23 protein-coding genes and 1 pseudogene are annotated in these 25761 nt (G+C 53.6%); 20 read left to right on the top strand and 4 right to left on the bottom strand.

The genetic code is table 11. The annotated features are described in order from the left end of the window. Positions 1-11: 11 nt before the first annotated feature. The 4 genes from ETC05_RS14365 (at position 12) to ETC05_RS14350 (ending at position 2857) form a co-directional block, all read left to right on the top strand. Positions 12-1517, top strand: a complete 1506-nt coding sequence (locus tag ETC05_RS14365) for a flagellar hook-associated protein 2 (protein ID WP_031407041.1) — start codon at positions 12-14, stop codon at positions 1515-1517. Between the two features lie 190 nt (positions 1518-1707). Continuing rightward, entirely contained in the window at positions 1708-2109 is a 402-nt protein-coding gene (gene fliS / locus ETC05_RS14360) for a flagellar export chaperone FliS (protein ID WP_031407043.1), read from the top strand. After that, on the top strand, positions 2109-2459 hold the full coding sequence (fliT, locus tag ETC05_RS14355) for a flagellar protein FliT (RefSeq protein ID WP_031407046.1): 351 nt from the start codon (positions 2109-2111) through the stop codon (positions 2457-2459). The genes fliS and fliT overlap by 1 nt, the downstream gene beginning before the upstream one ends. Positions 2460-2470: 11 nt before the next feature. Further along, on the top strand, positions 2471-2857 hold the full coding sequence (locus ETC05_RS14350) for a DUF8042 domain-containing protein (RefSeq protein ID WP_171661314.1): 387 nt from the start codon (positions 2471-2473) through the stop codon (positions 2855-2857). A 141-nt stretch (positions 2858-2998) separates the two neighbouring features. Here ETC05_RS14350 and ETC05_RS14345 read toward each other — a convergent pair whose 3' ends face one another. After that, a complete protein-coding gene (locus ETC05_RS14345; RefSeq protein WP_171661313.1) occupies positions 2999-4078 on the bottom strand; it encodes an HD-GYP domain-containing protein in 1080 nt (359 codons plus the stop codon). A gap of 174 nt (positions 4079-4252) precedes the next feature. Here ETC05_RS14345 and hpf point away from each other — a divergent pair, with 174 nt between their 5' ends. The 14 genes and pseudogenes from hpf to ETC05_RS14275 all read left to right on the top strand — a co-directional run bounded on the left by hpf (position 4253) and on the right by ETC05_RS14275 (position 20375). Further along, on the top strand, positions 4253-4801 hold the full coding sequence (hpf, locus tag ETC05_RS14340) for a ribosome hibernation-promoting factor, HPF/YfiA family (RefSeq protein ID WP_171661312.1): 549 nt from the start codon (positions 4253-4255) through the stop codon (positions 4799-4801). 80 nt (positions 4802-4881) lie between these two features. Beyond that, positions 4882-5396, top strand: a pseudogene (locus ETC05_RS18320) (hypothetical protein). A gap of 109 nt (positions 5397-5505) precedes the next feature. After that, entirely contained in the window at positions 5506-8019 is a 2514-nt protein-coding gene (gene secA / locus ETC05_RS14330; RefSeq protein WP_033026266.1) for a preprotein translocase subunit SecA, read from the top strand. 93 nt (positions 8020-8112) lie between these two features. Next, positions 8113-9217, top strand: a protein-coding gene (gene prfB / locus ETC05_RS14325; RefSeq protein WP_171661311.1) for a peptide chain release factor 2 whose coding sequence is annotated in 2 segments (ribosomal slippage) — positions 8113-8187 and positions 8189-9217 — 1104 coding nt in all. Because the reading frame shifts where the segments join, the coding sequence is not laid out codon by codon here. Between the two features lie 118 nt (positions 9218-9335). Continuing rightward, positions 9336-10199 carry a YitT family protein gene (locus ETC05_RS14320; protein WP_171661310.1) on the top strand — a complete coding sequence of 288 codons (864 nt, stop codon included), beginning with the start codon at positions 9336-9338 and terminating at the stop codon, positions 10197-10199. Positions 10200-10262: 63 nt separating this feature from the next. Then, positions 10263-10595 (top strand): cytochrome c551, encoded by a 333-nt coding sequence (gene cccB / locus ETC05_RS14315; RefSeq protein WP_031407066.1) that lies wholly within the window; start codon positions 10263-10265, stop codon positions 10593-10595. A gap of 470 nt (positions 10596-11065) precedes the next feature. Next, positions 11066-11761: a cell division ATP-binding protein FtsE gene (gene ftsE / locus ETC05_RS14310; protein WP_031407068.1), complete on the top strand. Its 696-nt coding sequence runs from the start codon at positions 11066-11068 to the stop codon at positions 11759-11761. Next, complete coding sequence (gene ftsX, locus ETC05_RS14305; RefSeq protein WP_031407070.1) at positions 11742-12635, top strand: permease-like cell division protein FtsX; 894 nt, start codon at positions 11742-11744, stop codon at positions 12633-12635. Before ftsE ends, ftsX begins: the two co-directional genes overlap by 20 nt. 32 nt (positions 12636-12667) lie before the next feature. Beyond that, complete coding sequence (locus tag ETC05_RS14300) at positions 12668-13966, top strand: murein hydrolase activator EnvC family protein (protein ID WP_031407072.1); 1299 nt, start codon at positions 12668-12670, stop codon at positions 13964-13966. A gap of 375 nt (positions 13967-14341) precedes the next feature. Beyond that, on the top strand, positions 14342-15034 hold the full coding sequence (locus ETC05_RS14295) for an alpha/beta fold hydrolase (protein WP_031407073.1): 693 nt from the start codon (positions 14342-14344) through the stop codon (positions 15032-15034). Next, positions 15027-15818, top strand: coding sequence for a malonyl-ACP O-methyltransferase BioC (gene bioC / locus ETC05_RS14290; RefSeq protein WP_171661309.1), 792 nt, complete (start codon positions 15027-15029; stop codon positions 15816-15818). Before ETC05_RS14295 ends, bioC begins: the two co-directional genes overlap by 8 nt. Positions 15819-15847: 29 nt before the next feature. Beyond that, complete coding sequence (merA, locus tag ETC05_RS14285; protein ID WP_171661308.1) at positions 15848-17488, top strand: mercury(II) reductase; 1641 nt, start codon at positions 15848-15850, stop codon at positions 17486-17488. Positions 17489-17688: 200 nt separating this feature from the next. Continuing rightward, complete coding sequence (locus ETC05_RS14280; protein WP_171661307.1) at positions 17689-18402, top strand: pirin family protein; 714 nt, start codon at positions 17689-17691, stop codon at positions 18400-18402. 524 nt (positions 18403-18926) lie between these two features. Next, the gene (locus ETC05_RS14275; protein ID WP_031407081.1) at positions 18927-20375 is read left to right on the top strand and encodes a S41 family peptidase; all 1449 of its coding nucleotides are present in this window, start codon (positions 18927-18929) and stop codon (positions 20373-20375) included. A gap of 100 nt (positions 20376-20475) precedes the next feature. On the opposite strand, the gene ETC05_RS14270 is transcribed toward ETC05_RS14275, so the two are convergent. The 3 genes from ETC05_RS14270 to ETC05_RS14260 all read right to left on the bottom strand — a co-directional run bounded on the left by ETC05_RS14270 (position 20476) and on the right by ETC05_RS14260 (position 24088). Beyond that, a complete protein-coding gene (locus ETC05_RS14270; RefSeq protein ID WP_031407083.1) occupies positions 20476-21468 on the bottom strand; it encodes a glycosyltransferase family 2 protein in 993 nt (330 codons plus the stop codon). Positions 21469-21485: 17 nt separating this feature from the next. Further along, positions 21486-23156 carry a DUF6044 family protein gene (locus ETC05_RS14265; protein WP_171661306.1) on the bottom strand — a complete coding sequence of 557 codons (1671 nt, stop codon included), beginning with the start codon at positions 23154-23156 and terminating at the stop codon, positions 21486-21488. A gap of 413 nt (positions 23157-23569) precedes the next feature. Then, positions 23570-24088 carry a MerR family transcriptional regulator gene (locus ETC05_RS14260; protein WP_171661305.1) on the bottom strand — a complete coding sequence of 173 codons (519 nt, stop codon included), beginning with the start codon at positions 24086-24088 and terminating at the stop codon, positions 23570-23572. Between the two features lie 218 nt (positions 24089-24306). Here ETC05_RS14260 and ETC05_RS14255 point away from each other — a divergent pair, with 218 nt between their 5' ends. Both ETC05_RS14255 and ETC05_RS14250 read left to right on the top strand, forming a co-directional pair. Further along, a complete protein-coding gene (locus ETC05_RS14255) occupies positions 24307-25479 on the top strand; it encodes a PDZ domain-containing protein (protein ID WP_171661304.1) in 1173 nt (390 codons plus the stop codon). A 13-nt stretch (positions 25480-25492) separates the two neighbouring features. Beyond that, the gene (locus ETC05_RS14250) at positions 25493-25720 is read left to right on the top strand and encodes a CsbA family protein (protein WP_031407091.1); all 228 of its coding nucleotides are present in this window, start codon (positions 25493-25495) and stop codon (positions 25718-25720) included. Positions 25721-25761: the final 41 nt, after the last annotated feature.

Genomic DNA, 25761 nt, shown 5'->3' with positions numbered 1-25761 from the left:
GGTGAAGACAGATGGCAGGGAATTTGCGCATTAGCGGTTTGGCGAGCGGGATGGATATTGATCAAATCGTCAAAGATTTGATGAAAGCAGAGCGGATGCCGCTGGATAAGCTCCAGCAAAAAAAGCAGCTGCTCGAGTGGCAGCGCGATGATTACCGGGCGATGAACACGCTGTTGCAAGGGCTGGATGATTACTTGTTTTCGAACATCACTCTCCAAAGCAGCATGCTCAAAAAAACGGTCTCAAGCTCGAATGAGGCGGCCGTAACGGCGACCGCGAGCTCCAGCGCGGCGAATGTGGCGACGACGATTCAGGTCGATCGGGTGGCCACCTCGGCCGTCTGGCTGTCCGATGAAGCGGTAAGGGTGGACAAGGCGAGTTTTTCCGTTGCCGCTGATACGACGTTGACGATCAATGTGACGAACGGGGATGGGAGCACGAAGCAGGCGACGATCACGGTGAAACAAGGAACGACGCTGGACGGGTTGATCGCCCAGCTCAACAACAATGCCGATCTTGGCGTCAGCGCGTTTTACGATGAAAAAACCGGGCGGATTTCGATCATGAAAAAAGAGACGGGGGCGCAGGCGAGCTTGGTGCTCGCTGATCAGACGACGGCTGACTTTTTCGCGCAAAAGCTTGGGTTTACGGGAGCCGCGGCAGGGCAGGATTTGACAGGAAAAACAGCGGGGCAAGACGCGCAAGTGACGTTGAACGGCTTGACGACGACCCGTTCGTCGAACACGTTTACGATTAATGGCGTGACGTATACCGTGAAGGGAACGGGGACGGCGACGGTGTCGGTTTCGACCGATGTCGACGCGATGGTGAACGTGATAAAAGGGTTTGTCGATAAATACAATGAAGTGATCGCCAAAATCAACGCCGAGTTGAAAGAAGAGCGCTACCGCGATTATCCGCCGCTCACCGATGAGCAAAAAGAAGCGATGACGGAAAAACAAGTGGAGCTGTGGGAAGAAAAAGCACGGAGCGGCATGCTTCGCGGCGATTCGATTTTGTCGAGCGCCCTCAGCCAAATGCGGATGGATTTGTATACGAAAGTCGAAGGAACGAACATCCCGAGCGGGTTTTCGCAGTTGGCGCAGCTTGGCATCACGACGTCGTCGAACTACCTCGATGGCGGGAAATTGATCATTGACGAGACGAAGCTGCGGGAGAAGATTAAAGAAAACCCGGAAGCGGTGTACCAGCTGTTTAATCAGGATAGCACGAATCAAGCGGAAAAAGGCCTTGCCCGCCGTTTGCGCGATACGATCAAGGCGACGATCGGAAAGATTGAGCAGAAGGCGGGGAAGACGATTTGGACGAACCAGCAGTTTGCGATCGGACGCGACTTGATTCAAATTAATGACCAGATTGACCGTTTTCAAGACCGCTTGAAACAAATTGAAGACCGCTACTATCGCCAATTCACCGCGATGGAAGAGGCGATTCAGCGCGCCAATCAGCAAAGCATGTATTTGATGAACGCCTTTGGCGGCGGCATGCAAAGGTAACGGATCGGCGGATGAAGGCTAAGGCCGCCATCGCGGCGACAGTGAGTCAAGAGGCGAACCCGCTCACGAGCGGCAACGAATAAAGGACGTTCGGCGCTGTAAGCGGTGAACGGGGTCGACGCGGCCCGTTGCGCTGAATAAGCTGCTGGCTTTGCGATGGGGTGAACATCATAGAAGAGGAGTGATCGGGATGGCAACGAACAATCCGTATCAACACTACCAAACGAACGCCGTGCAGACGGCGTCGCCTGGCGAGCTGACGCTCATGCTGTATAACGGCTGCTTGAAGTTTATCAAGCTCGCGCGCCAGGCGATAGAAGCGGGCGATGTGGCGGCGCGCAACGAGAACTTGATTAAAGCGCAAAAGATTATTTTGGAATTGATGGCGACGCTGAAAATGGAATATGACGTCGCCAAATCGATGATGACGATGTATGACTACATCTACCGCCGCCTGGTCGAGGCGAATGTGAAGCACGATGCGGCGATTTTGGATGAAGTGGAAGGGTATGTCACGGAGTTTCGCGATACGTGGAAGCAAGTGATTCAGCTCAATCGGCAGCGCCAATACGCGGAAGGCGGGCAGGCGTAATGAGCGTGCGCGAAGTTTGGCAGTTGACGCGCGAATTGCTCGAAGCGACCGCTCTGCCGTGGCCAGCTGAGGAGCGCGAGGCGCGGCTTGTGCAAGTGGATGAGCTGCTTCGGCGGCGTGAGGAGTGGCTTCGGGAGCTGCGGCCGCCATACAGCGAGGAAGAGCAGCGGCTTGGCCGCGAGATCGTTGCTTGGAATCGAGAGATTGAAGCGCGGCTTCGTCAAGTGCGCGATGAGATTGGCAGCGATTTGCGGATCACCGAGGCGAAGCGGCAGGCGAATGCCCGCTATGTTCATCCGTACGAGCAGCCGCTTTCGTTCGATGGAATGTTTTACGATAAACGGCGATAGGTGGAATGGATATGGCAAAATTGACGAGCGACGCGCTGGACATCATCCGCCAATACGCCGCGTTGCTCGAGACAGTCGAAGAAGGGCTCGACTATGTGGCGGCGAGCTTTTCTGACCCGCGGCGGATGCATGCGGACGTGCTGCTTTCGGATGTGTTGCTGGCGCTTGGGAAAATCGGCGAGACGAATGTGTATCTAGAGCAGCTGTTCGCTGAGGAGAACGATTTCGTCCAGCATCTTGAACGGTTTGTCGATGTGCTCGACGCGGCCGCGGCACTTGACGGGCAGTTTTCTGATGCAGCGGCAAAGGAGCGGATTGTTTGCGGACGGTTGTCACCGGCGTTTCAAGCTTGGAAGGCGGCGGTTTCCGGCCGGCTGCGGCGGTATGTCGTGCAGTGAAGAACGAACGGCGGCGCTTTGGCAGCCATTCAAGCGAAAGCGGGTGTCCTCTTGATGGAAGCGAGGGCACCCGCTTTTGTGCGGCAGGGCGAATGAGACAAAGCGTTCGTTCGCCTGTTTTTGCTGTGGGCGGCAAGGGGGTCAAATGGCCTTGACAATGGTGATGTTCATTTCTTTTCGCAAGTCAATCTCATAAGGGCTTTTCAGCTCCTCGCCCGCAGGGTTTTTGATGACACGGACGATCGGGCGGAGCGGGAAGCCGGGAAACACTTGCGAGACGACGCCGACGTGCCCGGTGTTGAGCAGCACCGTCGTGGCGACCGGGTAGATGGCGATGTAGGAAAGAAACAGTTTAATGAGTTCAAAGTCGAGAACGCCGCCGGCGGCGGATAAGTATTCAGCCGCTTCGTGCGGCGAATATTGTTTTCGGTGGTAGCGCGCCGATGTCAAGGCGTCAAAGACGTCGGCGATGGCGACGATGCGGGCGTATTCGTGAATCTCGTTTCCAGACAACGCGCGCGGGTAGCCGCTGCCGTCGCACCGCTCATGGTGCTGCAGGGCGCAATGGGCGGAAAAAAGCGAAATGTTGCGCTGGCGCCGCAAGAGTTCAAAGCCGAGATACGTATGGCGACGGATGATTTCCGTTTCTTCTTCGGTCAGTTCGCCTTTTTTCCGCCAAAGGCCATCGGGCAGCTGGGTCATGCCGATGTCAAACAGCAGCGCCCCGACGCCAAGGTCGAGCAGCTGCTCGGGGCGGTAGCCTTTGGCGATGCCGATGACACCGGCGATCGTCGCCACGTTGACCGAATGGTGGAAAAAGTAGCCGTTGGAGATGACCAAGTCCGACAGATTGATGAGCAAGTTTTCCTGTTTCAGCAAGTAATCCAAAATGTTTTTGAACACTTTTTCATACTCTTTTCCTAAATCGAGCGACGAGACGCGGTGAAGCAGTTTTTTCTGATTGATCAGCGCCGTCATTGTCTCATACACTTTTTTCACCGCCTGTTGGCGCACGGTCGGGCTGATGAGCGGGCGCGGGCGGATGTCATATGTTTGTTTGTCGTCAATATAAATGTATTGAACCCCTTTTTGCGCTAAAGAACGGATGTAGCCGCTGGTCAGCCGCACGCCGCGCGACAAAAGAACGCTGCCGTTGGCGGAGAATAAGTCGACGGCAAGCATGTCGCCGCTTTTCGCATGGGAAATATGGATCTTTCGCATTCGTTCACACACTCCGTACCTTCCACATCATAAGAAAAAACACCTATGCCTATCTTACCATATTTTCCTATGTTTTTCACAAAATCTTCGAAAATATTTTTGATTGAAGCAGGGATTTGATGGGTAATAGAAGAATGTAGGGATCTACAGTTTTAAGATAAGGAGTGGTCAGCGATGATTTATAACGTTCGCGGAGAAAACCTCGAAGTCACGCCAGCGTTGCGCGAGTATGTAGAGAAAAAAATCGGGAAACTGGAACGCTACTTTGATGGCACTGATGATGTGTATGTGCACGTCAATTTAAAAGTTTACAACGATGGACAAGGGAAAATCGAGGTGACCATTCCGATGCCGCATTTGTTGCTGCGCGCTGAAGAGCGCCATGAGGATATGTATGCGGCGATCGATTTAGTAACCGATAAACTGGAGCGGCAAATCCGCAAACATAAAACGAAAGTCAATCGGAAGCTGCGTGACCGTGAGAAAGAAGCGAAGCTGGCTGCCCCTGTCTCGATCGGCGCTTCCGCAGCGGAGAATGAAGAGGAGTTTGAAATCGTGCGCACGAAGCACTTCAGCTTGAAGCCGATGGACAGCGAAGAAGCGATTTTGCAGATGAATTTGTTAGGGCACAACTTCTTCATTTTCACGAACGCGGAAACGAACCGGACGAACATTGTTTACCGCCGCAAAGACGGAAAGTACGGACTGATCGAGGCGAATTGAATCACCCTTCTATGCGCATCCCCTGCTTTTTTTGGCAGGGGATGTTATAATATGCGTGAAGGAAGCAAAAGGGGGGAACGATGGAGGAACTGCTGCGTCGAATATGGTCCAAGTTGGATAACATGGAACAAGGATTTTTGGCGTTTCAAGAAGAAACTCGCCAACGGTTTGCGCAGATTGACGAACGGTTTGCGCGAATTGATGAGCGGTTTGCCCAGATTGATGAACAGTTTGCTCGGATTGACGAATGCTTTGCTCAAATGAATGAGCGTTTTGTGCAGATCGACGGCCGTTTAGCAGAAATGAGCGGGCAAATGGGTTCGCTGACGGCTCGCGTTGAAGCGCTTGAAGGCCGCGTCGATGAAATGAACGGGCGCATCAGCCGTCTTGAACAAGATTAGACCGTGTGGAAGCGGAGTTGGCGAAAGTGAAAGAAACGCTTTATCGCGTCGAAACGCAGCTTGTGGATGATGTGCAACTATGACTTCGCAAAATTCGTGAAAAAGTGGAGGAGAAAAGTTTTGAAATTGATGCGCTGAATCGGCGCCTTCACCATGCGGAAGCGGTGATTGAGCAGCTTCCGTCCAAGGCGTGATCCCCTCTCTTGGACATGCCCCTCTCCCAGCCTGTACAACAGTTGTCACTGATCCCTGTATAATGATATGATGAATAAGTGAGTCCATGAAAAATAAGGAGCGTTTCCTATGCTTGGAGTCTTAAAAAAAGTATTTGACCCGAACAAGCGTCAGTTGGCAAGACTGGAGAAAATTGCGGATCAAGTGGATGCGCTCGGTCCGGAGATGGCCCGACTGTCCGATGAACAGCTGCGGCAAAAAACCGAGGAGTTTAAAGCCCGCTATCAGCAAGGCGAATCGCTCGATGACTTGCTTGTTGAGGCGTTTGCTGTTGTGCGCGAAGGAGCGAAGCGCGTCCTCGGTTTGTACCCATATAAAGTGCAAATTATGGGCGGCGTCGTCTTGCATGAAGGCGACATCGCCGAGATGAAAACCGGGGAAGGGAAAACGTTGACGGCGACGATGCCTGTCTATTTGAACGCCTTGACGGGGCGCGGCGTGCATGTCGTGACGGTCAACGAATACTTGGCGACGCGCGATGCGACGGAAATGGGCAAGCTGTATGAGTTTTTAGGCATGACCGTCGGCTTGAACTTGAGCGGTATGTCGCGCGAAGAAAAGCAGGCGGCGTACAATGCCGACATTACGTACGGAACGAACAACGAGTTTGGTTTCGACTATTTGCGCGACAACATGGTCCTCTATAAGGAGCATATTGTGCAGCGGCCGCTCTATTACGCGATCATCGACGAGGTCGACTCGATTTTGATCGATGAGGCGCGGACGCCGCTCATCATTTCCGGCACGGCGCAAAAGTCGACAAAGCTGTACGTGCAGGCGAATGCGTTTGTGCGCACGTTGCGCAAAGACGTCGATTACACATACGATGAAAAAACGAAAAGCGTCCAGCTGACGGAAGAAGGGATCAACAAAGCCGAGCGGGCGTTTGGCATCGACAACTTGTTTGATTTGAAACACGTCACGCTCAACCACCACATTCAGCTGGCGCTGCGGGCGCACGTAACGATGCAGCGCGACGTCGATTACGTCGTGCAAGACGGCAAAGTGATCATCGTCGACCCGTTCACCGGGCGTTTGATGCACGGCCGCCGATACAGCGACGGGCTCCATCAAGCCATCGAGGCGAAGGAAGGGCTCGAGATTCAAAATGAGTCGATGACCTTAGCGACGATTACGTTCCAAAACTACTTCCGCATGTATGAAAAGTTGGCGGGGATGACGGGGACGGCGAAGACGGAAGAGGAAGAGTTCCGCAACATTTACAATATGCGCGTCGTCGTCATCCCAACGAATCGTCCGGTCATTCGTGAAGACCGTCCGGATTTGATTTATCGGACGATGGAAGGGAAGTTCCGCGCCGTGGTTGAGGACATCGCCGCCCGCCATGCGAAAGGGCAGCCGGTGCTCGTCGGCACGGTGGCGATCGAAACGTCCGAGATGTTGTCGGAGATGCTCAAAAAACGAGGCATCCCGCACAACGTCTTAAACGCGAAAAACCATGCGAAAGAGGCGGAGATCATTGCCCAAGCGGGGCAAAAAGGCGCGGTGACGATCGCGACGAACATGGCCGGGCGCGGGACGGACATTAAGCTCGGCGAAGGGGTCAAAGAGCTCGGCGGATTGGCCGTCATTGGCACGGAGCGTCACGAAAGCCGGAGGATCGATAACCAGCTGCGCGGCCGCTCGGGACGCCAAGGCGATCCGGGGGTGTCGCAGTTTTACTTGTCGCTTGAGGATGAGTTGATGCGCCGCTTTGGTTCCGAGAGCCTCATGGCCATGATGGACCGCCTTGGGATGGACGACTCGCAGCCGATTCAAAGCAAAATGGTGACGAAAGCGGTCGAGTCGGCGCAAAAACGGGTGGAAGGCAACAACTTCGATGCCCGCAAACAGCTGCTTCAATATGACGATGTCCTGCGCGAACAGCGGGAAATCATTTACCGCCAGCGCTACGAAGTGCTCGATTCCGACAACTTGCGCGGCATTATCGAAAAGATGATCCAATCGGTCATTGAACGCGTCGTCCATGCCCATACGCCGAAAGAAGACTTGCCGGAAGAGTGGAACCTAAAAGGGCTCGTGGATTATCTCAACGCCCATCTGCTTCCGGAAGGCGATGTGACGGAAGCCGACTTGCGCGGCAAAGAGCCCGAAGAGATGATCGAGCTCATTTGGGAGAAAGTCAAAGCGCGTTACGATGAAAAAGAAGCGCAAATTCCGCCGGAACAAATGCGCGAGTTTGAACGCGTCGTCGTCTTGCGCGCCGTTGACATGAAATGGATGAACCATATTGACGCAATGGAGCAGCTCCGCCAAGGCATCCATTTGCGCGCCTACGGGCAAGTCGACCCGTTGCGCGAATACCAAATGGAAGGGTATGCGATGTTCGAAAACATGATCGCTGCGATTGAAGAGGAAGTCGCCACCTATATCATGAAGGCGGAAATCCACCATAACCTTGAGCGCCAAGAGGTGGCCAAAGGCGAAGCGGTTCACCCGAAAGAAGACGGCGAGGAGCCGAAGCGAAAACCAGTTCGCCGGGCGGTGCGCGTCGGCCGCAACGACCCGTGCCCGTGCGGCAGCGGGAAAAAATATAAACATTGTTGCGGAAGAGTGGTATAACCGTTTATAAATAATAAAGGGAGGCTCCGCCTCCCTTTTGAATGGCAGATATGAATCATTGGCATACTATATTCATGATGAGGTGAGGACAACATGATCGATTTGGTGGAAATTAAGCAAGAGCTCGAGAAAATGGCTAAGCGATTAGCGGAAATCAGGGGGTCTCTTTGACCTCGACACGAAGCAGGCGCGTATTCGCGAATTAGAAGAACGGATGGCGGCGCCCAACTTTTGGGATGACCAGAAGGCGGCGCAGGCAGTCATTTCCGAAGCGAATGCGCTCAAAGACCTCGTCGAGGAATTTTCCTCGCTTGAAGAACGGTTTGACAACTTGGAAGTGACGTACGAACTGCTTAAGGAAGAGCCGGATGACGAACTGCAAGCCGAGCTTGTGGAGGAAGCGAAAAAGCTGATGAAAGACTTCAGCGAGTTCGAGCTGCAGCTGCTGCTCAACGAACCGTACGACCAAAACAATGCGATTTTGGAACTCCATCCCGGCGCAGGCGGCACCGAGTCGCAAGACTGGGCGTCGATGCTGTTGCGCATGTATACGCGCTGGGCGGAGAAAAAAGGGTTTAAAGTGGAAACGCTCGACTACCTGCCGGGCGAGGAAGCCGGGATCAAGAGCGTCACGCTGCTCATTAAAGGCCGAAATGCCTACGGCTATTTAAAAGCGGAAAAAGGGGTGCACCGGCTTGTCCGCATCTCGCCGTTTGACGCCTCGGGCCGCCGGCACACGTCGTTTGTGTCATGCGAAGTGGTGCCGGAGATGGACGAAAACATCGAAATCGAGATTCGTCCGGATGAGCTGAAGATTGACACGTACCGCTCCAGCGGCGCGGGCGGGCAGCACGTCAACACGACCGATTCGGCGGTGCGCATCACCCACTTGCCGACCGGGATTGTCGTCACGTGCCAATCGGAGCGGTCGCAAATCCAAAACCGCGAAAAAGCGCTGAATATGTTGAAAGCGAAACTGTATCAAAAGAAACTCGAGGAACAGCAAGCTGAACTGGCCGAGCTGCGCGGCGAGCAAAAAGAAATCGGTTGGGGGAACCAGATCCGTTCGTACGTCTTCCATCCGTATTCGCTTGTCAAAGACCATCGGACGAACGTCGAGGTCGGCAATGTGCAAGCGGTGATGGATGGGGAGATTGATGTGTTTATTGACGCGTATTTACGTGCGAAATTGAAGTAAAGGGCGATCATCGGATCGTCCTTTTTTCCTTTAGCATAGCAGATCGCTATCGCGTTAATCGGCTGTCATTTACTTGCCAAAACGGGCATGCTATACTCACAGAGGAAGGTGGGGAAGCATGCGGAAGCGAAGAGAGAAGAACATGCCTCCAGCGGTGGAGGCGGCTTTGGAGTATGCGTATGTTCTGATCGGCGCGGCGATCGTCGCTGTGGCGTTTAACGTGTTTTTGCTGCCGAACCGGATCGCCTCGGGCGGAGTGAGCGGCATCAGCACGATCATGCATGCGCTGTTCGGCATTGAACCGGCGTATGTCCAATGGGCGCTCAACATTCCGCTCTTTATCGCTGGTGTTGTGCTTTTGGGCCGGCAGTTTGGCGTGAAAACGTTCGTGGGGACGGTGTTTTTGCCGCTTGTTGTCTATTTGACGAAAGAGATGGAGCCGGCGACGACAAATCCGCTTCTTGGCGCGATTTTTGGCGGCATCGGCGTTGGGCTCGGCCTTGGCATTGTGTTTCGCGGCCGGGCGTCGACCGGCGGCACTGATTTGGCGGCGCAAATCATCCATAAATATACCGGGCTGTCGCTTGGGATGTGCGTGATTTTCATCGATGGCTTGATCGTGTTGACCGCGGCGTTTGTGTTTGATATCGAACGGGCGCTCTATGCATTGATCGCGTTGTATGTGACAAGCAAAACGATCGATCTCGTCCAAGTCGGGCTTGGGTATTCGAAAATCGCTCTGATTATTACAAAAGAAGAGGAAAAAGTGCGCCGCGCCATTTTACACGAAATCGACCGCGGAGTGACGCGCTTGCCGGCGTATGGCGGCTACACGCAACATGAGCGCCCGGTGTTGATGTGCGTCGTCGCCCAATCGGAGTTCACGAAATTGAAACAAATCGTCCGAACCATTGATCCGACAGCGTTTGTCATCGTTGCGAACGCTGCTGAGGTGCTCGGCGAGGGATTTCAACGTACGTAACAGGGGAAGAAATCGGTTATAATAAATGGGGAACGGAATTTTTCGTTTGAGGGGGAGTTCACCATGAAATGGAAGTTGGCTGCGATGTTCCTTGGCGTTTCGCTCGCGCTCGCGGCATGCGGAGGCGGCGGGGATAACGCTGGGAACAACAACGGCAACAATGGTGGAGGGGATACCGCCGCGTCCGCCGAGCAAATTTTTAAACAAAACTGTGCGTCCTGTCATGGACAAGACCTGTCGGGCGGGGTCGGCCCGAACTTGCAAAAGGTTGGAAGCAAGTATTCCAAAGATGAAATTAAAAACATTATCGCCAACGGCCGCGGCGCGATGCCGGCAGGAATCATTAAAGGGGAAGACGCCGACAAAGTGGCCGAGTGGCTGGCCGCGAAAAAATAATGGATGGATGTTTCTTACTCTTTGAAAGAAAAGATCGTTTCACTCAAGGAAAGTGCACCGCCTTGTTCGCTCAAGAACTGGGCGGTGTTTTCTGTTTTTGCATCTTTTGTCCTAGTTTCTCCATTGTTCCCGATTTGAAATATAAATGTAAAATTCGACAATAGAAAATCGTGTTATAATAATCCTTGCGGAATTTTGCAAGATTCACGCGAAACAGCTCGAGAAATGGCAGCAAGTGAAATATGCTTGACGGAAAAGATGTTTATCCATTTTCGACTGTCGAGGGCAAGCCTGTGGCTTGCCCCCGTCACGCTAAGGCGTGGCGGGGGCGGACAACCACTCGCTTCACAGACCCATGCATGGGTCTGAAAGGGGCGTTGTTCGGCCGCTCGACAGTCGATCAAATGATCCAAGCCGTAAATATGAAGGCCTCAAATTGCATCTATATAGTCGAAAATTAGGTGATTATGATGATTGAAATGCAAGATGTATACAAAACTTATCCAAACGGCGTTGTGGCGTTAAACGGCATCAACGTTCGCATCAAGCAAGGAGAATTCGTCTACGTCGTTGGGCCCAGCGGAGCTGGGAAGTCGACGTTTATTAAAATGATGTACCGCGAGGAAAAGCCGACGAGCGGGACCATTATGGTCAACGGCGTCAACCTTGCCAAGCTGAAAGACAGCAAAGTTCCTCTTTTGCGCCGCCATATCGGCGTTGTGTTCCAAGATTTCAAGTTGCTTCCGAAGCTCAACGTATACGAAAACGTGGCCTTTGCCTTGGAAGTCATTGAAGAATCGCCGAAAGTGATCCGCAAAAAAGTGATGGAAGTACTCGACCTAGTCGGCCTCAAACATAAAATCCGCTCTTATCCGAACGAATTGTCCGGTGGCGAACAACAGCGCGTCTCGATCGCCCGCTCAATCGTCAACTCCCCGAAAATCGTGATTGCCGACGAACCGACAGGAAACTTGGACCCGGAAACCTCATGGGGCATTGTGGAGCTGTTTGAAAAAATCAATGACCGGGGAACGACGATTGTGATGGCGACTCACAACAAAGAGATCGTCAACGCGACCCGGCGGCGCGTCATCGCCATCGAAAACGGGAAAATCGTCCGCGACGAGGCGAGGGGGGAATATGGCTATGACGCTTCATACGTTTAAGCGCCACGTCCGGGAAAGCATCAAAAGCCTTGGCCGCAACGGTTGGATGACGTTTGCGTCCGCGAGCGCCGTTACGGTGACGCTGTTGCTTGTCGGCGTCTTTTTTGTCGTCATGTTCAACATCAACCATTTTGCCCAAAAAGTCGAAAACGATGTCGAAATTCGCGTCCATATCGAGCTGACGGCCGACAACCAGCAAAAAAACGCTTTGCGCCGGCAAATTGAAGCCATTCCAAACGTCAAGGAAGTGCGCTATTCATCAAAGGATGAAGAGCTGAAGCGGCTGATCAAAAGCATGGGGGACGAAGGCTCGTCGTTCCGATTATTTGAACAGGACAACCCGTTGAGCGATGTATACGTCGTAAAAGCGGCCCGCCCGCAAGATACGGTGAAAATCGCCAAACAAATCGAAACATTGCCGTTCGTCCATAAAGTCAATTATGGCCAAGGGACGGTCGAGAGGCTGTTTGACGCGCTGAAAGTGGCGCGCAACGTGGGGCTCGTACTCATTCTCGGATTGTTGTTTACGGCAATGTTTCTCATCTCCAACACGATCAAAATTACGATTTTCGCCCGCCGTCGCGAAATCGAAATTATGCGGCTCGTGGGTGCGACGAACGGATTTATCCGCTGGCCGTTCTTTTTGGAAGGGTTATGGCTTGGAATGCTCGGCGCTCTCTTCCCGATCGCGGCGCTTTCGATCGTGTACTACAACGTGTATCAAGTGTATGAACAGCGGGTTTCCTTGCCGTTTTTTGAACTTCTTCCGTTTTCGCCGTTTATGTGGCAGTTGAGCGCACTGCTGCTGGCGATTGGCGCGGGCATCGGCATTTGGGGAAGCGTCATGTCCGTGCGCAAGTTTTTGAAAGTGTAAAAAAGAATCATACATAGGGAGAGGGGAAAGCGATGAAGAAGAAAAACATGATGGCGCTCGCCGTCGCCGCGGCGCTCGGTCTTGGCGTTCTGCCGCCAGCGGCGGATGCCGTCAGCACTCGTGATATCGAACAAAAGCGAGGGGAGATCGACGCGCTTCGTTCGAAGCGGTCAGAGGTGCAGGAACAAATCAGCGAGGCGCAAAAAAACATCGAAGCCCTTCAATCGCAGCAAAAACAAGTCGCCAACGATATTGAAAAGCTGAACATGGCCATTGAGGAAACGAGCGGCAAAATCCGCAACGTCAGCGTCGACATTGACCAAACGGAGCAAGCCATTGACGAATTAAAACAAGAAATTGCCGAAATTCAAGAACGCATTGAAAAGCGAAATGAAATTTTGAAAGAGCGGCTCCGTTCCTTGCAGGAAAGCGGCGGGACGATCAGCTACTTGCAAGTATTGCTTGGCGCGCAAAGCTTCAGCGACTTCATTGACCGGATGAGCGCCGTGACGACGATCATGGAAGCGGACCAACAAATCATCCACGAGCAGGAAGCCGATAAAGCGTTAAAAGAGAAAAAGGAAGCCGAATTAACGGAGAAGCGGAACAAGTTGCAAGCGGATTTGCAAGAATTGAAGCAGCTGCAGGCCGAACTCGCGGGCCAGCTGGAGCAAAAAAATCGCCTGATGGCCGATTTGAAGCAAAGAGAGGAAGAAGAGCATGATCATAAGATGGCGCTCGAAGAGGAAAAAGAGCTGATCGCCAAACAAGAAGCGGCAGTGAAACAACAGCTTGCCGAACTTGAGCGGCAAAAACGGGCGGAAGAAGCAGCGAAACAACGGGCGCGTACGTACACTTGGTCTGACAGTGGTGAAGCATCGTCAGGGGAAACGCCATCCGGCGGCAGCACGCCGCCTGTATCGAGCGGAGCGTTTACCCGGCCGGCCAACGGGCCGATCACCTCGGGCTTTGGCTACCGGTTTGGCGGCACGGACTTCCATCCGGGAGTCGACATCGGCAAGCGGGCTGCTGTCGTTCCCGTTGTGGCGGCCGCAGATGGCATCGTGTTCCGGTCCTACTATTCTAGCAGCTATGGCAACGTCATTTTCATCAGTCATGTGATTAATGGGCAAACCTATACGACCGTGTACGCCCATTTGGAAGCGCGTCTTGTTGGCGAAGGGCAGCACGTCCGCAAAGGGCAAGTGATTGGCTACATGGGCAATACCGGTCATTCGACCGGTCCGCATCTTCATTTTGAACTGCACCGCGGCGGCTGGAACGAGGCGAAAACGAATGCGGTCAATCCGCTTGACTATATTCCTTTCTAATTTCGAACGGTAGGTGGCATTGCGCAACTTGTCTGTCTTTTGGCAGGACAAGTTGCGTATTTTTTTGATTGATTTGACATCATCGGCAGGCAAATTCCCTGCCATTCCGCTTTGATGCTATTTTGGTTTTGGCGGTGATGAATGTGGGACATCCTCCTCAACCCGCTGGGAATGAAAAAAGATTGTGGCCATCGCTTGCCTGTGATACGATTAATGTAAACTTTTATTTATTATTGGTTTACAAATAGCAGTGAAAGGGGGACAGATGCGATTTACGGGATGAGAAGATCAAGGTGAAGGACCGAAGCTTGGGGGAAACCAACTAGCGCCCCAAGTGGATTTTGTACATGACGGCGCAAAGTGAGGGGGGATCCGATGAATATCGTCTGCATTCCGGGATGGGGAATGAAAGCGGGGATTTTTGCCCCGCTGCTCGATTCGTTATCACTAAGCGGAAACGTGACAGCCGTCGAATGGAAGGGAATTGAAACGATCCATTGCTTTCGAAAACGAGCGGAACAGGCGCTTCAGGAACGCGCAGCAGTCATCGGCTGGTCGCTCGGTTCGCTTGTGGCGCTGGAGTTGGCCCATGCTTACCCCGAGCGGGTCTCCCGCCTTATTTTGATCGGCGGCACGAGCCGTTTTGTTGCCGAAGACGGTTATGAAGCCGGATGGCATCCGCGGATCGTCAAGAGGATGAAAACACAGCTGCAAGCACGGCCGGCTGACACGATCGCTGCGTTTCTTGCTTCATTATGGTCCAAAAGCGAAGAGGGCGATATTTCCGCATTTTTTTACTGCGATCGGGTTGATGAACTGCTGATCGGGCTTGATTATTTGGTCGAGGCCGATGCACGTCCGTTTTTGCCGGATATCTCCGCCCCAATGCTGGTCGTCCACGGCGAGCAAGATGCGATTTGTCCACCCGCTGCAGCGCGCTATATCGCTGAGCACGCTCCCAACGCCACCATGGCGTTGTTGCCCGATACAGGGCACGTTCCATTTTGGACCCAAACCGAGACATGTGTTCATCTTATTCAAACATGGGTTGGTGAGACCGATGATTGACAAGCAGCTCATGCGAAAGCGGTTTAGCGAGCGTGCGAAAACGTATGACCAGTTTGCTAATGTCCAAAAAACAATGGCCGATCTCTTGGCTGACTGCATTGGCATACGCCCCCACAACATTTTAGAAGTTGGCTGCGGCACAGGCTATCTCACTGAAAAACTGTGCCGTATGTTCCCGCACGCGCGCATGACCGCAGTCGACATTGCGCCAGGCATGATCACCGTTGCGCAGGAACGGGTTTGCGGCGAAGAGGTGACATGGATATGCGCGGATATCGAGGATATGACATGGAATGAGCCGTATGATTTAATCATTTCCAATGCAACGTTTCAATGGCTGAATGACGCCGTCAACACGATCGCCCGCCTCTACCGAGCGTTAAGTGAGGGAGGGTGTCTTGTGTTTTCCACTTTCGGCGCCCGTACGTTCCACGAATTGCATACTTCCTTTTCGTTGGCGCTGAAAGCTGAGAACATCCATGAACCGTTTCGCATCGGCCCTGCTTTTCCGACCCTGGCGGAATGGATCGACCGCTGCCAGCAAGCTGCCCCTGCTGCCCACATTGATGGGTTTGAATGGATGGAAACGGAGCGATTTCCATCTGTCCGTGACTTTTTTCTATCGCTGCGCCATATCGGTGCCACGAATAGCATGGTTGGCCGCTATTGCCAACGTCCGTCTGTCTTCAAAGCCATGATGCGCGAATACGAACAGCGCTTTTTGGTGCACGGGGAGATCACAGCTACTTACCATTGCCTATTGATTCGCATGACCCGCTGTTAGACATTTGTTGATAAGGAGTGTTTTTTATCATGAAAACATATCGAATGACCGTCCAAGGCATGACATGCACCGGCTGTGAACAACATGTCGCCAGAGCGCTGGAGGCGATTGGGGCTAAGCTGATGGATGTCAGCTTCCGGCGCGGTGAAGCAGTATTCGCGCTGCCTGAGGGCACGGACGTTGACATGGCGAGACAAGCGGTCAAAAACGCTCATTACGAGCCGGGGGATATCGAGGAGGTCGCCGCACCGGCCAGCCCTGCCACTGCTGGCGAAAGAGAGTATGACTACATCATCATTGGTTCCGGCGCGGCCGCGTTTTCTTCAGCGATTGAAGCCGTGAAATATGGAGCGAAAGTCGCCATGGTCGAACGCGGCACAGTCGGGGGGACATGCGTCAATATCGGATGCGTACCATCCAAGACATTGCTTCGGGCCGGTGAAATCCAGGCGTTGGCACAGAATCATCCATTTCTTGGACTCCATACATCGGCCGGTCCGGTGGACTTGGCGCCGTTAGTGAAGCAAAAAAATGAACTGGTCAAGCAGCTTCGCCAAGCGAAATATGCAGACTTGATCGGAGAGTATGGGTTCGATTTCATCCAAGGGGAGGCTCGGTTTATCGATCGCCAAACGATTGAAGTGAACGGCCAAACGCTGTCGGCGAAACGGTTTTTGATTGCGACAGGCGCTTCCCCGGCCGTGCCGGATATTCCGGGACTTCATGATGTCGACTACTTGACCAGCACGACCTTGCTTGAACTGAAAAAAGTGCCGAAGCGGCTCGCCGTCATCGGCGCCGGCTACATCGGGATGGAGTTGGGACAGCTGTTCCACCATCTCGGCTCGGAGGTGACGTTGATGCAGCGAAGCTCGCGCCTGCTGAAAGAGTATGACCCGGAAATTTCCGAAGCGATGACGCGGGCGCTCACAGAACAAGGCATCCGCGTCATCACCGGTGCTTCATTTGAACGGGTCGAACAAGACGGGAATACGAAAAACGTGTATGTGAACGTGGACGGACGCATCCGGGTCGTTGAAGCGGATGAACTGCTTGTGGCGGCGGGGCGGACGCCGAACACGGCGGCGTTGAATTTGCCGGCGGCCGGTGTGGAAGTCGGGGCGCGCGGAGAAATTTTGATTGATGAATATGCGCGGACGACGAACCCGTATATTTATGCGGCAGGCGATGTCACGCTCGGCCCGCAGTTCGTCTATGTCGCGGCCTATCAGGGAGCCGTTGCCGCGGCCAATGCCGTCGGCGGGCTGAACAAGCGCTGGGATACGGCCGTCGTTCCGGCGGTGACGTTCACCCATCCGGCCATCGCCACCGTTGGTTTGACCGAACAGCGGGCGAAAGAAAACGGGTATGACGTGAAAACGTCCGTCCTGCCGCTTGAGGCGGTGCCGCGCGCCATCGTCAACCGGGAAACGACGGGGGTGTTTAAACTTGTCGCTGAGGCCCGTACGGGCAAGCTGCTGGGCGCCCACATCGTCGCGGACCATGCCGGCGAGGTCATTTACGCCGCAGCGTTGGCGATTCAATTCGGATTAACGATCGACGACCTTCGCCGAACGTTGGCCCCGTATTTAACGATGGCGGAGGGGCTGAAGCTGGCGGCGCTGACGTTTGACCAAGATGTCTCGAAACTGTCGTGCTGTGCGGGGTAAAGCCTTCGAACGGGGGCTGTCGTTTCGATGATTGACCTGTTGCTGAAAGGGACAGATGACCGATGAAAAGCATTCGACGATGGGGAAGGATCGAGGCCTGTTTGTTCCAGTCATTGACAGGTCTCTTCTTCTTTTTGTATAATTATCTCGAATTCGAGATTTTTAAAAAAACGACCATCTATTTAAGGAGTGAAGAAGGAATGATCCGCATCGACCGGGCTTCATCCCGCTATCATGCCGATTACGGTTGGCTAAAAACGTACCATAGTTTTTCGTTTGGCGAGTATTACGATCCGAACAACGTTCAGTTTGGCCCGCTGCGGGTGTTAAACGACGATTTCGTCGCGCCGCTTGCTGGTTTTGGCGCTCACCCACACCGGGAGATGGAAATTGTGTCAATCGTGTTAAAGGGGTACTTGCAACATGAAGACAGCACGGGGCATAAAGCGGTGACGACGTTTGGCGGCGTGCAGCGGATGTCGGCCGGCACCGGCATCGTCCATTCGGAAGTGAATCCTTCGGCGACGGAAGAGGTGAACTTTTTGCAACTTTGGTTTTTGCCGGAGCAATACGGATTGCCGCCGTCATACGAGCGAACCGAGTTTCCGGTCGACAAGATGAAAAACGCCTTGTTGCCGATTGTCACGAAACACCCGTCTTCCCCGGGGATTGCTCACATTCATCAAGATTTGACGATTTATCTTTCCGATTTGGAAGCCGGGCATGAGCTGACGTTTACTCAGCCAGAAGGGCGGAACATCTTTGTCTTTGTCATTGAGGGAGATTTGACGTTAAACGGCGTGGCCCATCTCGAACGGCGCGATGCGGCCCGCATCACGGAAACGCCGGTTCTTGGCCTCGCAACGAACAAAGGATCGCGGTTGATGCTCATCGACTTGCCAAAAGAGGGGTGAAAGCGTTTCGTTTTTGTGCGGTTCATTGGTTTGGCTTCCATTCTAGGAGGCTGGTGATTTAATCGTGAATACGGCTTTACCATGTCATTTCTCAATTAGAAAAACCTTGTTGCATCGATCCTGCTTTTCGCCCATTCCCCCCATTGAGTAAGGGAATCAGCCGTTTTTCACCGTCCTCCTAGATCGTGCCAAGAAGACGAATCAAGAAGAGGCATCGTTCGCCGCCAAGGGCGAGGGGTGCCTCTTTTTTCCGTTCTGTATGAGTTGAGAAATCAACAAGGAGCGTGTAAACTAGTAAAGGATAGACAACGAATGAGCATACTCGGTACAAGCCTAACATATGATGGAGATAAAGGCATGGCACGGCGTGAGGCGGTGCTTTTCCTTTTCTCATTGGCGGAAGCCGCCGCCGTCTAGGCGGCAGAGGCGTCCGCTTGCTTCACCGAAGGAGAACGAGAAGAGACCCCCTTTCCCTTCTGTTGCAGGCAATGGAAAGGGCAGGTTTAGGGTGAGGAGGAAGCAACGTGAAAAAATCGACGACGGCCGCATTGATGGCCATATCGATGCTCATTGGGGCGGGAGGGACGTACGCTGGCCTTCAGTTGGCGGACCGCCCAGCGGAAGGCTCGCTTTCGACGATTGTTTCGAATGAGCCGTCCAAGTCGACGAGCGACAGCGAAGAGATGAAGAAAATCCGACAAGCTTATGAGCTCATTAAGAATCGGTACGTGGAGAAAGTGGATGAAGAAAAGCTGACGGAAGGCGCCATTCAAGGGATGATCAACACGCTCCATGATCCGTATTCCGTCTACATGGATGCGAAGACGACCGAGCAGTTCAACGAGTCGCTCGACTCGTCGTTTGAGGGGATCGGCGCCGAAGTGAGCATGATCGACGGCAAGGTGACGATCGTTGCTCCGATCAAAAACTCGCCGGCGGAAAAAGCGGGGCTGAAGCCGAATGACCAAATTTTGCGCGTCAACGGAGAAAGCCTGGAAGGGCTTGATTTATATGAAGCGGTATTGAAAATCCGCGGCAAGAAAGGAACAACGGTGGAGCTTGACATTTTGCGCCCCGGTGTCAAAAACGTGATGAAAGTCAAGGTCGTCCGCGACGAAATTCCGATTCAGACGGTGTATGACTCGATCAAAACATACAACGGCAAAAAGGCGGGCTATTTGCAAATTACGTCGTTTTCGGAAAACACGGCCGCCGATTTTAAAAAGAAATTGGCGAAGCTTGAGGCCGAACATATTGATGGCTTGATCATCGATGTGCGCGGCAATCCGGGCGGCTATTTGCAAAGCGTTGAGGAAATTTTGAAGCAGCTCATCCCGAAAGGCAAACCATATGTACAAATTGAAGAACGCGATGGCGATCGGCAAAAGTTTTATTCCGATTTAACGGCGAAAAAGCCATACCCTATCGTTGTGCTCATCGACAAAGGAAGCGCCTCGGCGTCGGAAATTTTGGCAGGTGCGATGAAGGAAGCGGGCGGCTACAAGCTGGTCGGCGAGACGACGTTTGGCAAGGGGACGGTGCAGCAGGCGATTCCGATGGGCGACGGCAGCAACATCAAATTGACGCTGTACAAATGGCTGACGCCGGACGGGCATTGGATCCATAAAAAAGGCATTAAGCCGGATGTCGCGGTGGTGCAGCCGGATTACTTCCACGTCGCTCCGCTTCATGTGGAAAAACCGCTTCGGTATGACATGAACGACGAGCAAATCGCCAATGCGCAAAAAATGCTCAAAGGGCTTGGCTTCAACCCGGGCCGCACGGACGGCTACTTCAGCAAAGAAACCGAACAGGCCGTCCAAGCGTTCCAAAAAGCGAATCAGCTGCCTGTTACCGGACGCATCGATGAGGCGACGGCGGATGCGCTGCAAACAAAAATTATGGAAGCCGTCCGCGACCCGAAGCATGATGTGCAGCTGAAAAAAGCGCTTGGTGTGCTGTTTTCGTCGTGAGCGGGCCAATGATGACGGATAAAAAGAAAAGGGCGCCTCGGCTTTTAGCCCGAGGCGTCCTTTTTATCTTTATATTGGCCCGTGAATCATCTATGACGTTCTATAAGCGGGCCGGCGTTTTCTCCCTTTCTGACGGAAGCGGCAGCTGCACGGTCGTTTCGATCGCAAACCGCGGCCGCCGTTTCACTTCTTGATAAATTTTTCCTATATATTCCCCGATGAGGCCGAGGCTCATCAGCATCAGCCCGCCGATGAACCAAACGGAAATCATGAGCGACGTCCAGCCTGATTCCGCGCGCCCGAGCCACTTGCTGATGAGGGCGTACAGCCCAGCCGCACCGCTGATGAGAAAGGCCAAAAACCCGATGAGCGTAATGGCGCGAATCGGTGCGACGCTTAAGGAGGTGATGCCGTCAAAGGCGAAGGCGAGCATCTTTTTGAGCGGGTATTTCGATTGTCCGGCCCAACGCTCATGTCGGTCGTAAAAGACGCACGTCGAGCGGAACCCAACAAGCGGCACCAATCCGCGCAAAAAGAGATTGACTTCCGTATAGCGGCTCAGTTCATCGAGCGCTCGCTTGCTCATCAGACGGAAATCGGCGTGGTTGTAAATCAGCTCGATTCCGAGCGCCTGCATGAACCGATAAAAGGCCTGGGCGGTCGTACGCTTGAACCACGTGTCTGTCTTTCGGCTACGCCGCACGCCATATACAATGTCATATCCTTCGCGGTATTTTTGCACAAATTCGCGGATCGCCTCCACATCGTCTTGCAAATCGGCGTCAATGGACACGGCGCAATCGGCGTACGCGCGGACGGTGTCAAGCCCAGCGAGCAACGCCCGCTGATGACCGACGTTGCGCGCGAGCTTGATGCCCGCCACGAAGGGGTTTCGTTCGCTTTCTTCTTCAATGAGCGTCCATGTCCGGTCGCGGCTGCCGTCGTCGACAAAAACGATATGGCTGCCGATGGCGACCGCTCCTTCTTCGAGCAGCTGCTCAAGCAAAGCGGTCAGCCGCCGGATCGTTTCCGGCAACACGTCTTCTTCGTTGTAGCATGGGACGACGATGGCCAACAATGGTTTGTCCACCATGTGTTTCTTGCCTCCCTTCACTCCACTTCGTATACATAAATTTTCCATACTGACTGTCGATCGGTGAACGCCCGCAAGAAGCGGAGATGGATGTCGCGGGCGTTCATGATCGGGACGGAGGAAAAAATGTACTTGCCGCCAAGCTGTTTGAATGCCTTTGTGTTGATCTCGAAATGATGGATGACTTTATGCGATCGTTTCGTGAACATATAATGTTTTCCGAGCTCTGCCGAGAACAAATAGACGCGGTTGCCCCAATGGTCGAAATAGTCTTTCAGCACCGGGTTTTTGTCCAATTCCTTGGCGATGATGCGGCGAAATTGCCGCTTATACGACAACGGGTAAAAATTGTTGTACGTATCGAGCGTATAAAACCCGTTGTATTGAGCGATGGCCGGATGAAGCCCAACGCTGGCGACGCGGTAGGAGGATACCGGCTTGCCGATATATCGTTTGATTTCCGAAAATAAATGTTCAGAATAAAACTGCTCGAACGACGGTGTGCCAGCGAGGCGATAGCGGATTTCCTCGTTGAATCCGCCAAGCAGCAGCAGCTGCAGCGTCAGGGCGATCGGTACGAGCCGCCGCCACGCCTCGCGCTCCTTGGCGATGATTTGCAAGGCCAAGGCAAAATCAAGGTAAATGACCATCGGCCGCAAAAAATGGAAGCGGGCGAAATTGAACGTATTCAAAAGCGAAATCCGTTCTTTGAGCGGCTGCCACCCTTTGTAAAACCAAAATGCATACCAAGCCGATAAGGCGATATTCAACCAAAACAGCAAAAGGAAGCGCCGCTCCAATGGTCCGCGCTTTCGGCGCCAAACGAGAAAAAACGCCGCCCAAAGCACCGGCAAGATGATCGGCCCGTGAACGGTCATCACATGCGTATGGCCGAGCACATAGTTTTTTAACGTTAGACGAAGGCAATGGACAAAGCTGAGCCGCGAGGAGAGAAATTCATTTCGGCTCGTCGGTTCTCCATCCAGGACAAGCGAGTACACGAGGCGGTACTCGATGGCCAAAAAGATGCCGGTCATGAGGGCGATGGCAGAGAAAAACGGCTTATTCCACCGCTTGCGGACCATGCCGTCAAACAGCCAAAGCGCCGCCATCGCAGCTAAGAAAAAGAAAAACCCAAGCACAAAGCTGGAGTAAAACGGAAGCAAGACAATGACAAGCCATTCCTTCCATGTCGCTTCTCCGTTGCGGATTGACAGGAACGCCCAAAGCGCCAGCGGCATGCCAAGCGTGCTTAACATGCCGGACGGCCAAAACGGCGTCAACGCAAAAGCAAGCGCCACCCCGACGCGAATGAGCCATGACTCACGGTCAGGCAAAAAATGGCGCTTAAGCAGCCAATACATACCCAAAAAGGCGAATACCCTCGTGATCGTCTGGCTGAGGGCGTATGCCACCATGGAGGGGAACAAAGCGTGCAGCCACACGATGCCGCTGAATTCGGTGCCCAAGGCGTTGCGCGGCAAGCCGTTGATCACTTGCGGAATGACGGCATCGATTGGGCCGAACAGTTGGCCGCTGCGAACGAGCACGCGATACCAAGCGATGTTCGAATCCATATTGTCGTGCACGCGAATATGGGCGTGTTCGCCTAACATGTACAGCGGAGAAAGGTAGAGAGCCAATACGATGAACGCGATGGCGAACGCTTTTCGTTCCCTTTGTTCCATTTCGCACGCCCTCCTTTCCTGTACCAGAAGATTGAACAACGTGACCCATTATAAGCCGCTGCGATTAAAAGAGAATAAGAAAATCGTAAAGAAATCGTAAAAGAAGTAGTGAAGATGACAAACAAAAAAGCTCATCATCACAACATGGCTTGACAGGCAAGACGTTTTCTTGAGCCGCCATATAGTAGAATCATTGATTTATTGATTTTTCCTTATGCATGTCAGTCATACATGATCTGAAACAGTCAAGTACGACGTTTGGTGAAGAGCCACAAAAAAAGAAAGTGTTCCAACGCCCAATGGTGCACCGTTTGTGATCACCATAATATACGCGTGAAACACCTTCACAAAACGATCTATCGTCTTTTCTTGGAAGGGTGACGATCTTTTTGGTCCAATCTGCACGAAACACGTCAGGCAAACAGCCCCATCACGCGCCCCCAGCCGCGCCGTTTTCGTTTCGCCTCTTTCGGCGGTTCATGCGGGGATGGGGGCTGGGTGTTCAACTGTTGTTCAAGACGGGCGACGGTTTGCTCCAGTACGGCGAGGCGGGCGGCGATTTCTTCCATTTCTTGACGGTGATGCAACAGTTGAATGGAGACGACATCATCCGCTTTTTGTTCCAATTGTTGTTCGAGTTCATCCAAGCGCGAGGAGACGCGGGCGATTTCCGGTTCGATTGATTCAAATAAGGCGTCAATGGGAACGTTGTTCCGCGGCGGCGTCGGAGGGCGTTTCGGGGTCGGCGGCGCTTCCATGGCGGCGCCTTGCTCAAACTTGACCCGTTCCAGCAAAGCGATCGTTTTTTCGTCAAACAAGTAGTGGCCCGCCTCGTTTTTCCGCAGCGGAATGTCGTATTTGCGCACCCAGCGCTGGATCGTTTTTGGCGACACCCCAAGGCGAACAGCGACGTCGGATGTTTTCAACTCCATTGTTTCACTCCTCCCTTTTTTTGTCTTGTTTATCCTTTTTCCTCTGTTCCTTGAAAATCCTCCCTTGCCGACAAAACTAGTGCTGATTCGGCAAAGAAAGTGAAAAACAGCGAAGATTCGCCATTGACGAAAAAAGATGGCTCCAGGCATGGGAAATGGCCATGCCATTTGGTAGAATAGAAGGTAAAGAATGATGAACGACGCAAGGGGTGAAGCCGATGGCAACATGGTGGCTGGAATGGCTTGAGGGCATTGCTTCGGTTTGGCGGCAGCCGCTTCTTTATTATGGCGCCGTGCTCGCTTTGGCCGTCGGTTGGCGGCGGGTGAAGCGGGAACGCCGTGATTTTCATGTGCGCGTCTACAACCTATGGAACGAATGGCGCGGGCTTTGGACAAAAGGATGGACGATTGGGCTGGTGTTGTCGGCGGCGGCCGTCGGCATCGGGATCGCGGTGCCGCAGGAAGCGGTTTGGGCGGTGACGGTGCTGACGGTGCTCTTGAGTTTGACGATGGAAGCGCGGTTGTTGTCAGCGGCGTATACGGCAGGCGGCGCACTTCTCGCGTTCGGCTTGGCGGAGCGAAGCGGCGTGTTGTCCCGCTGGCTTCCTGATGGCATGGCGGCGGCGCCGGCTTTGGCGGTGTGGCTTGCATTGCTCTTGCTTTCGGAAGGATGGCTCATCATTCGTACGCGAAACGAGGCGGCCTCGCCGCAGCTTGCGAAAAGCAAGCGGGGGATGACGATCGGTTTGCAATGGACGCAGCGGCTTTGGTTTGTGCCGGTTGTGTTGCCTGTATCAGGCGGAGCGCTGCCGCCGGCTTCCTGGTGGCCGTTCGTTTCGTCTGGCGACAGCTATTCATTTTGGCTCGTGCCGTTTCTTCTTGGCTTTTCCCAGCGCCGCCAGCACACCTTGCCGGCGGAGGCGGCGCATACGGAGGGGCGGCGCGTTGTTCGGCTGGCGTTCGTGGTTGCCCTATCGGCCGCTTCCGGCCTATGGTATCCACCGTTGGCGGTGGCGGCGGGGGCTATGGCCATCATCGGCCGTGAATGGATCGCGTTTTCCGGGCATCGCGCCGACCGCGCCCGTCCGCCCCGCTTTGCCCGCCATCCGCACGGCTTAGTGATTGTCGGCGTGCTTCCTGGCTCGAAAGCGGAAAAAATGGGGCTTTCGATCGGGGAAGTCATCATCAAAACAAACGGCGTCCCGGTGCGGACCGAAACGGAGTTTTACGAGGCGCTCCAACGCAACCGCGCGTTTTGCAAACTGGATGTCGTCGGACATAACGGCGAAGTCCGCTTCGTCCAAGGGGCGCTCTATGAGGATGAGCATCATGAACTTGGGCTGCTGTTCGTCCATGATCGGAACGCATCAGCGTCAGAAGCTGTTTCGTAAAGGAGAATGGGCTATGTGGTTTTTGGCGGCACTCATCATTCCGTGCCTATTGGTGTTGTTGTTTGCGCGGGTGACGTACAATCGGTACATCGCTGTGCTGTTGACCGCTGCGCTGCTTGTCGCGTCTTATTTTAAAGGTTATACGGACGAGCTGCATGAAATCGTCGCTGACATCGCCTCGACGATCGCCGGCTTTCTTTGGGCCGGCGGCATGCTCGACCGCTTGAAACAAAAGCAATAGGCGATGCTTGTTCGTCCGGCCGTCCGTTTGCGCCAAACAGA

The organism is Geobacillus sp. BMUD, assembly GCF_013096845.1.
Lineage (GTDB): Bacteria > Bacillota > Bacilli > Bacillales > Anoxybacillaceae > Geobacillus > Geobacillus vulcani.
Note: the sequence above shows the minus strand (reverse complement) of the source record. Positions and strands in the feature narration are given on the sequence as shown.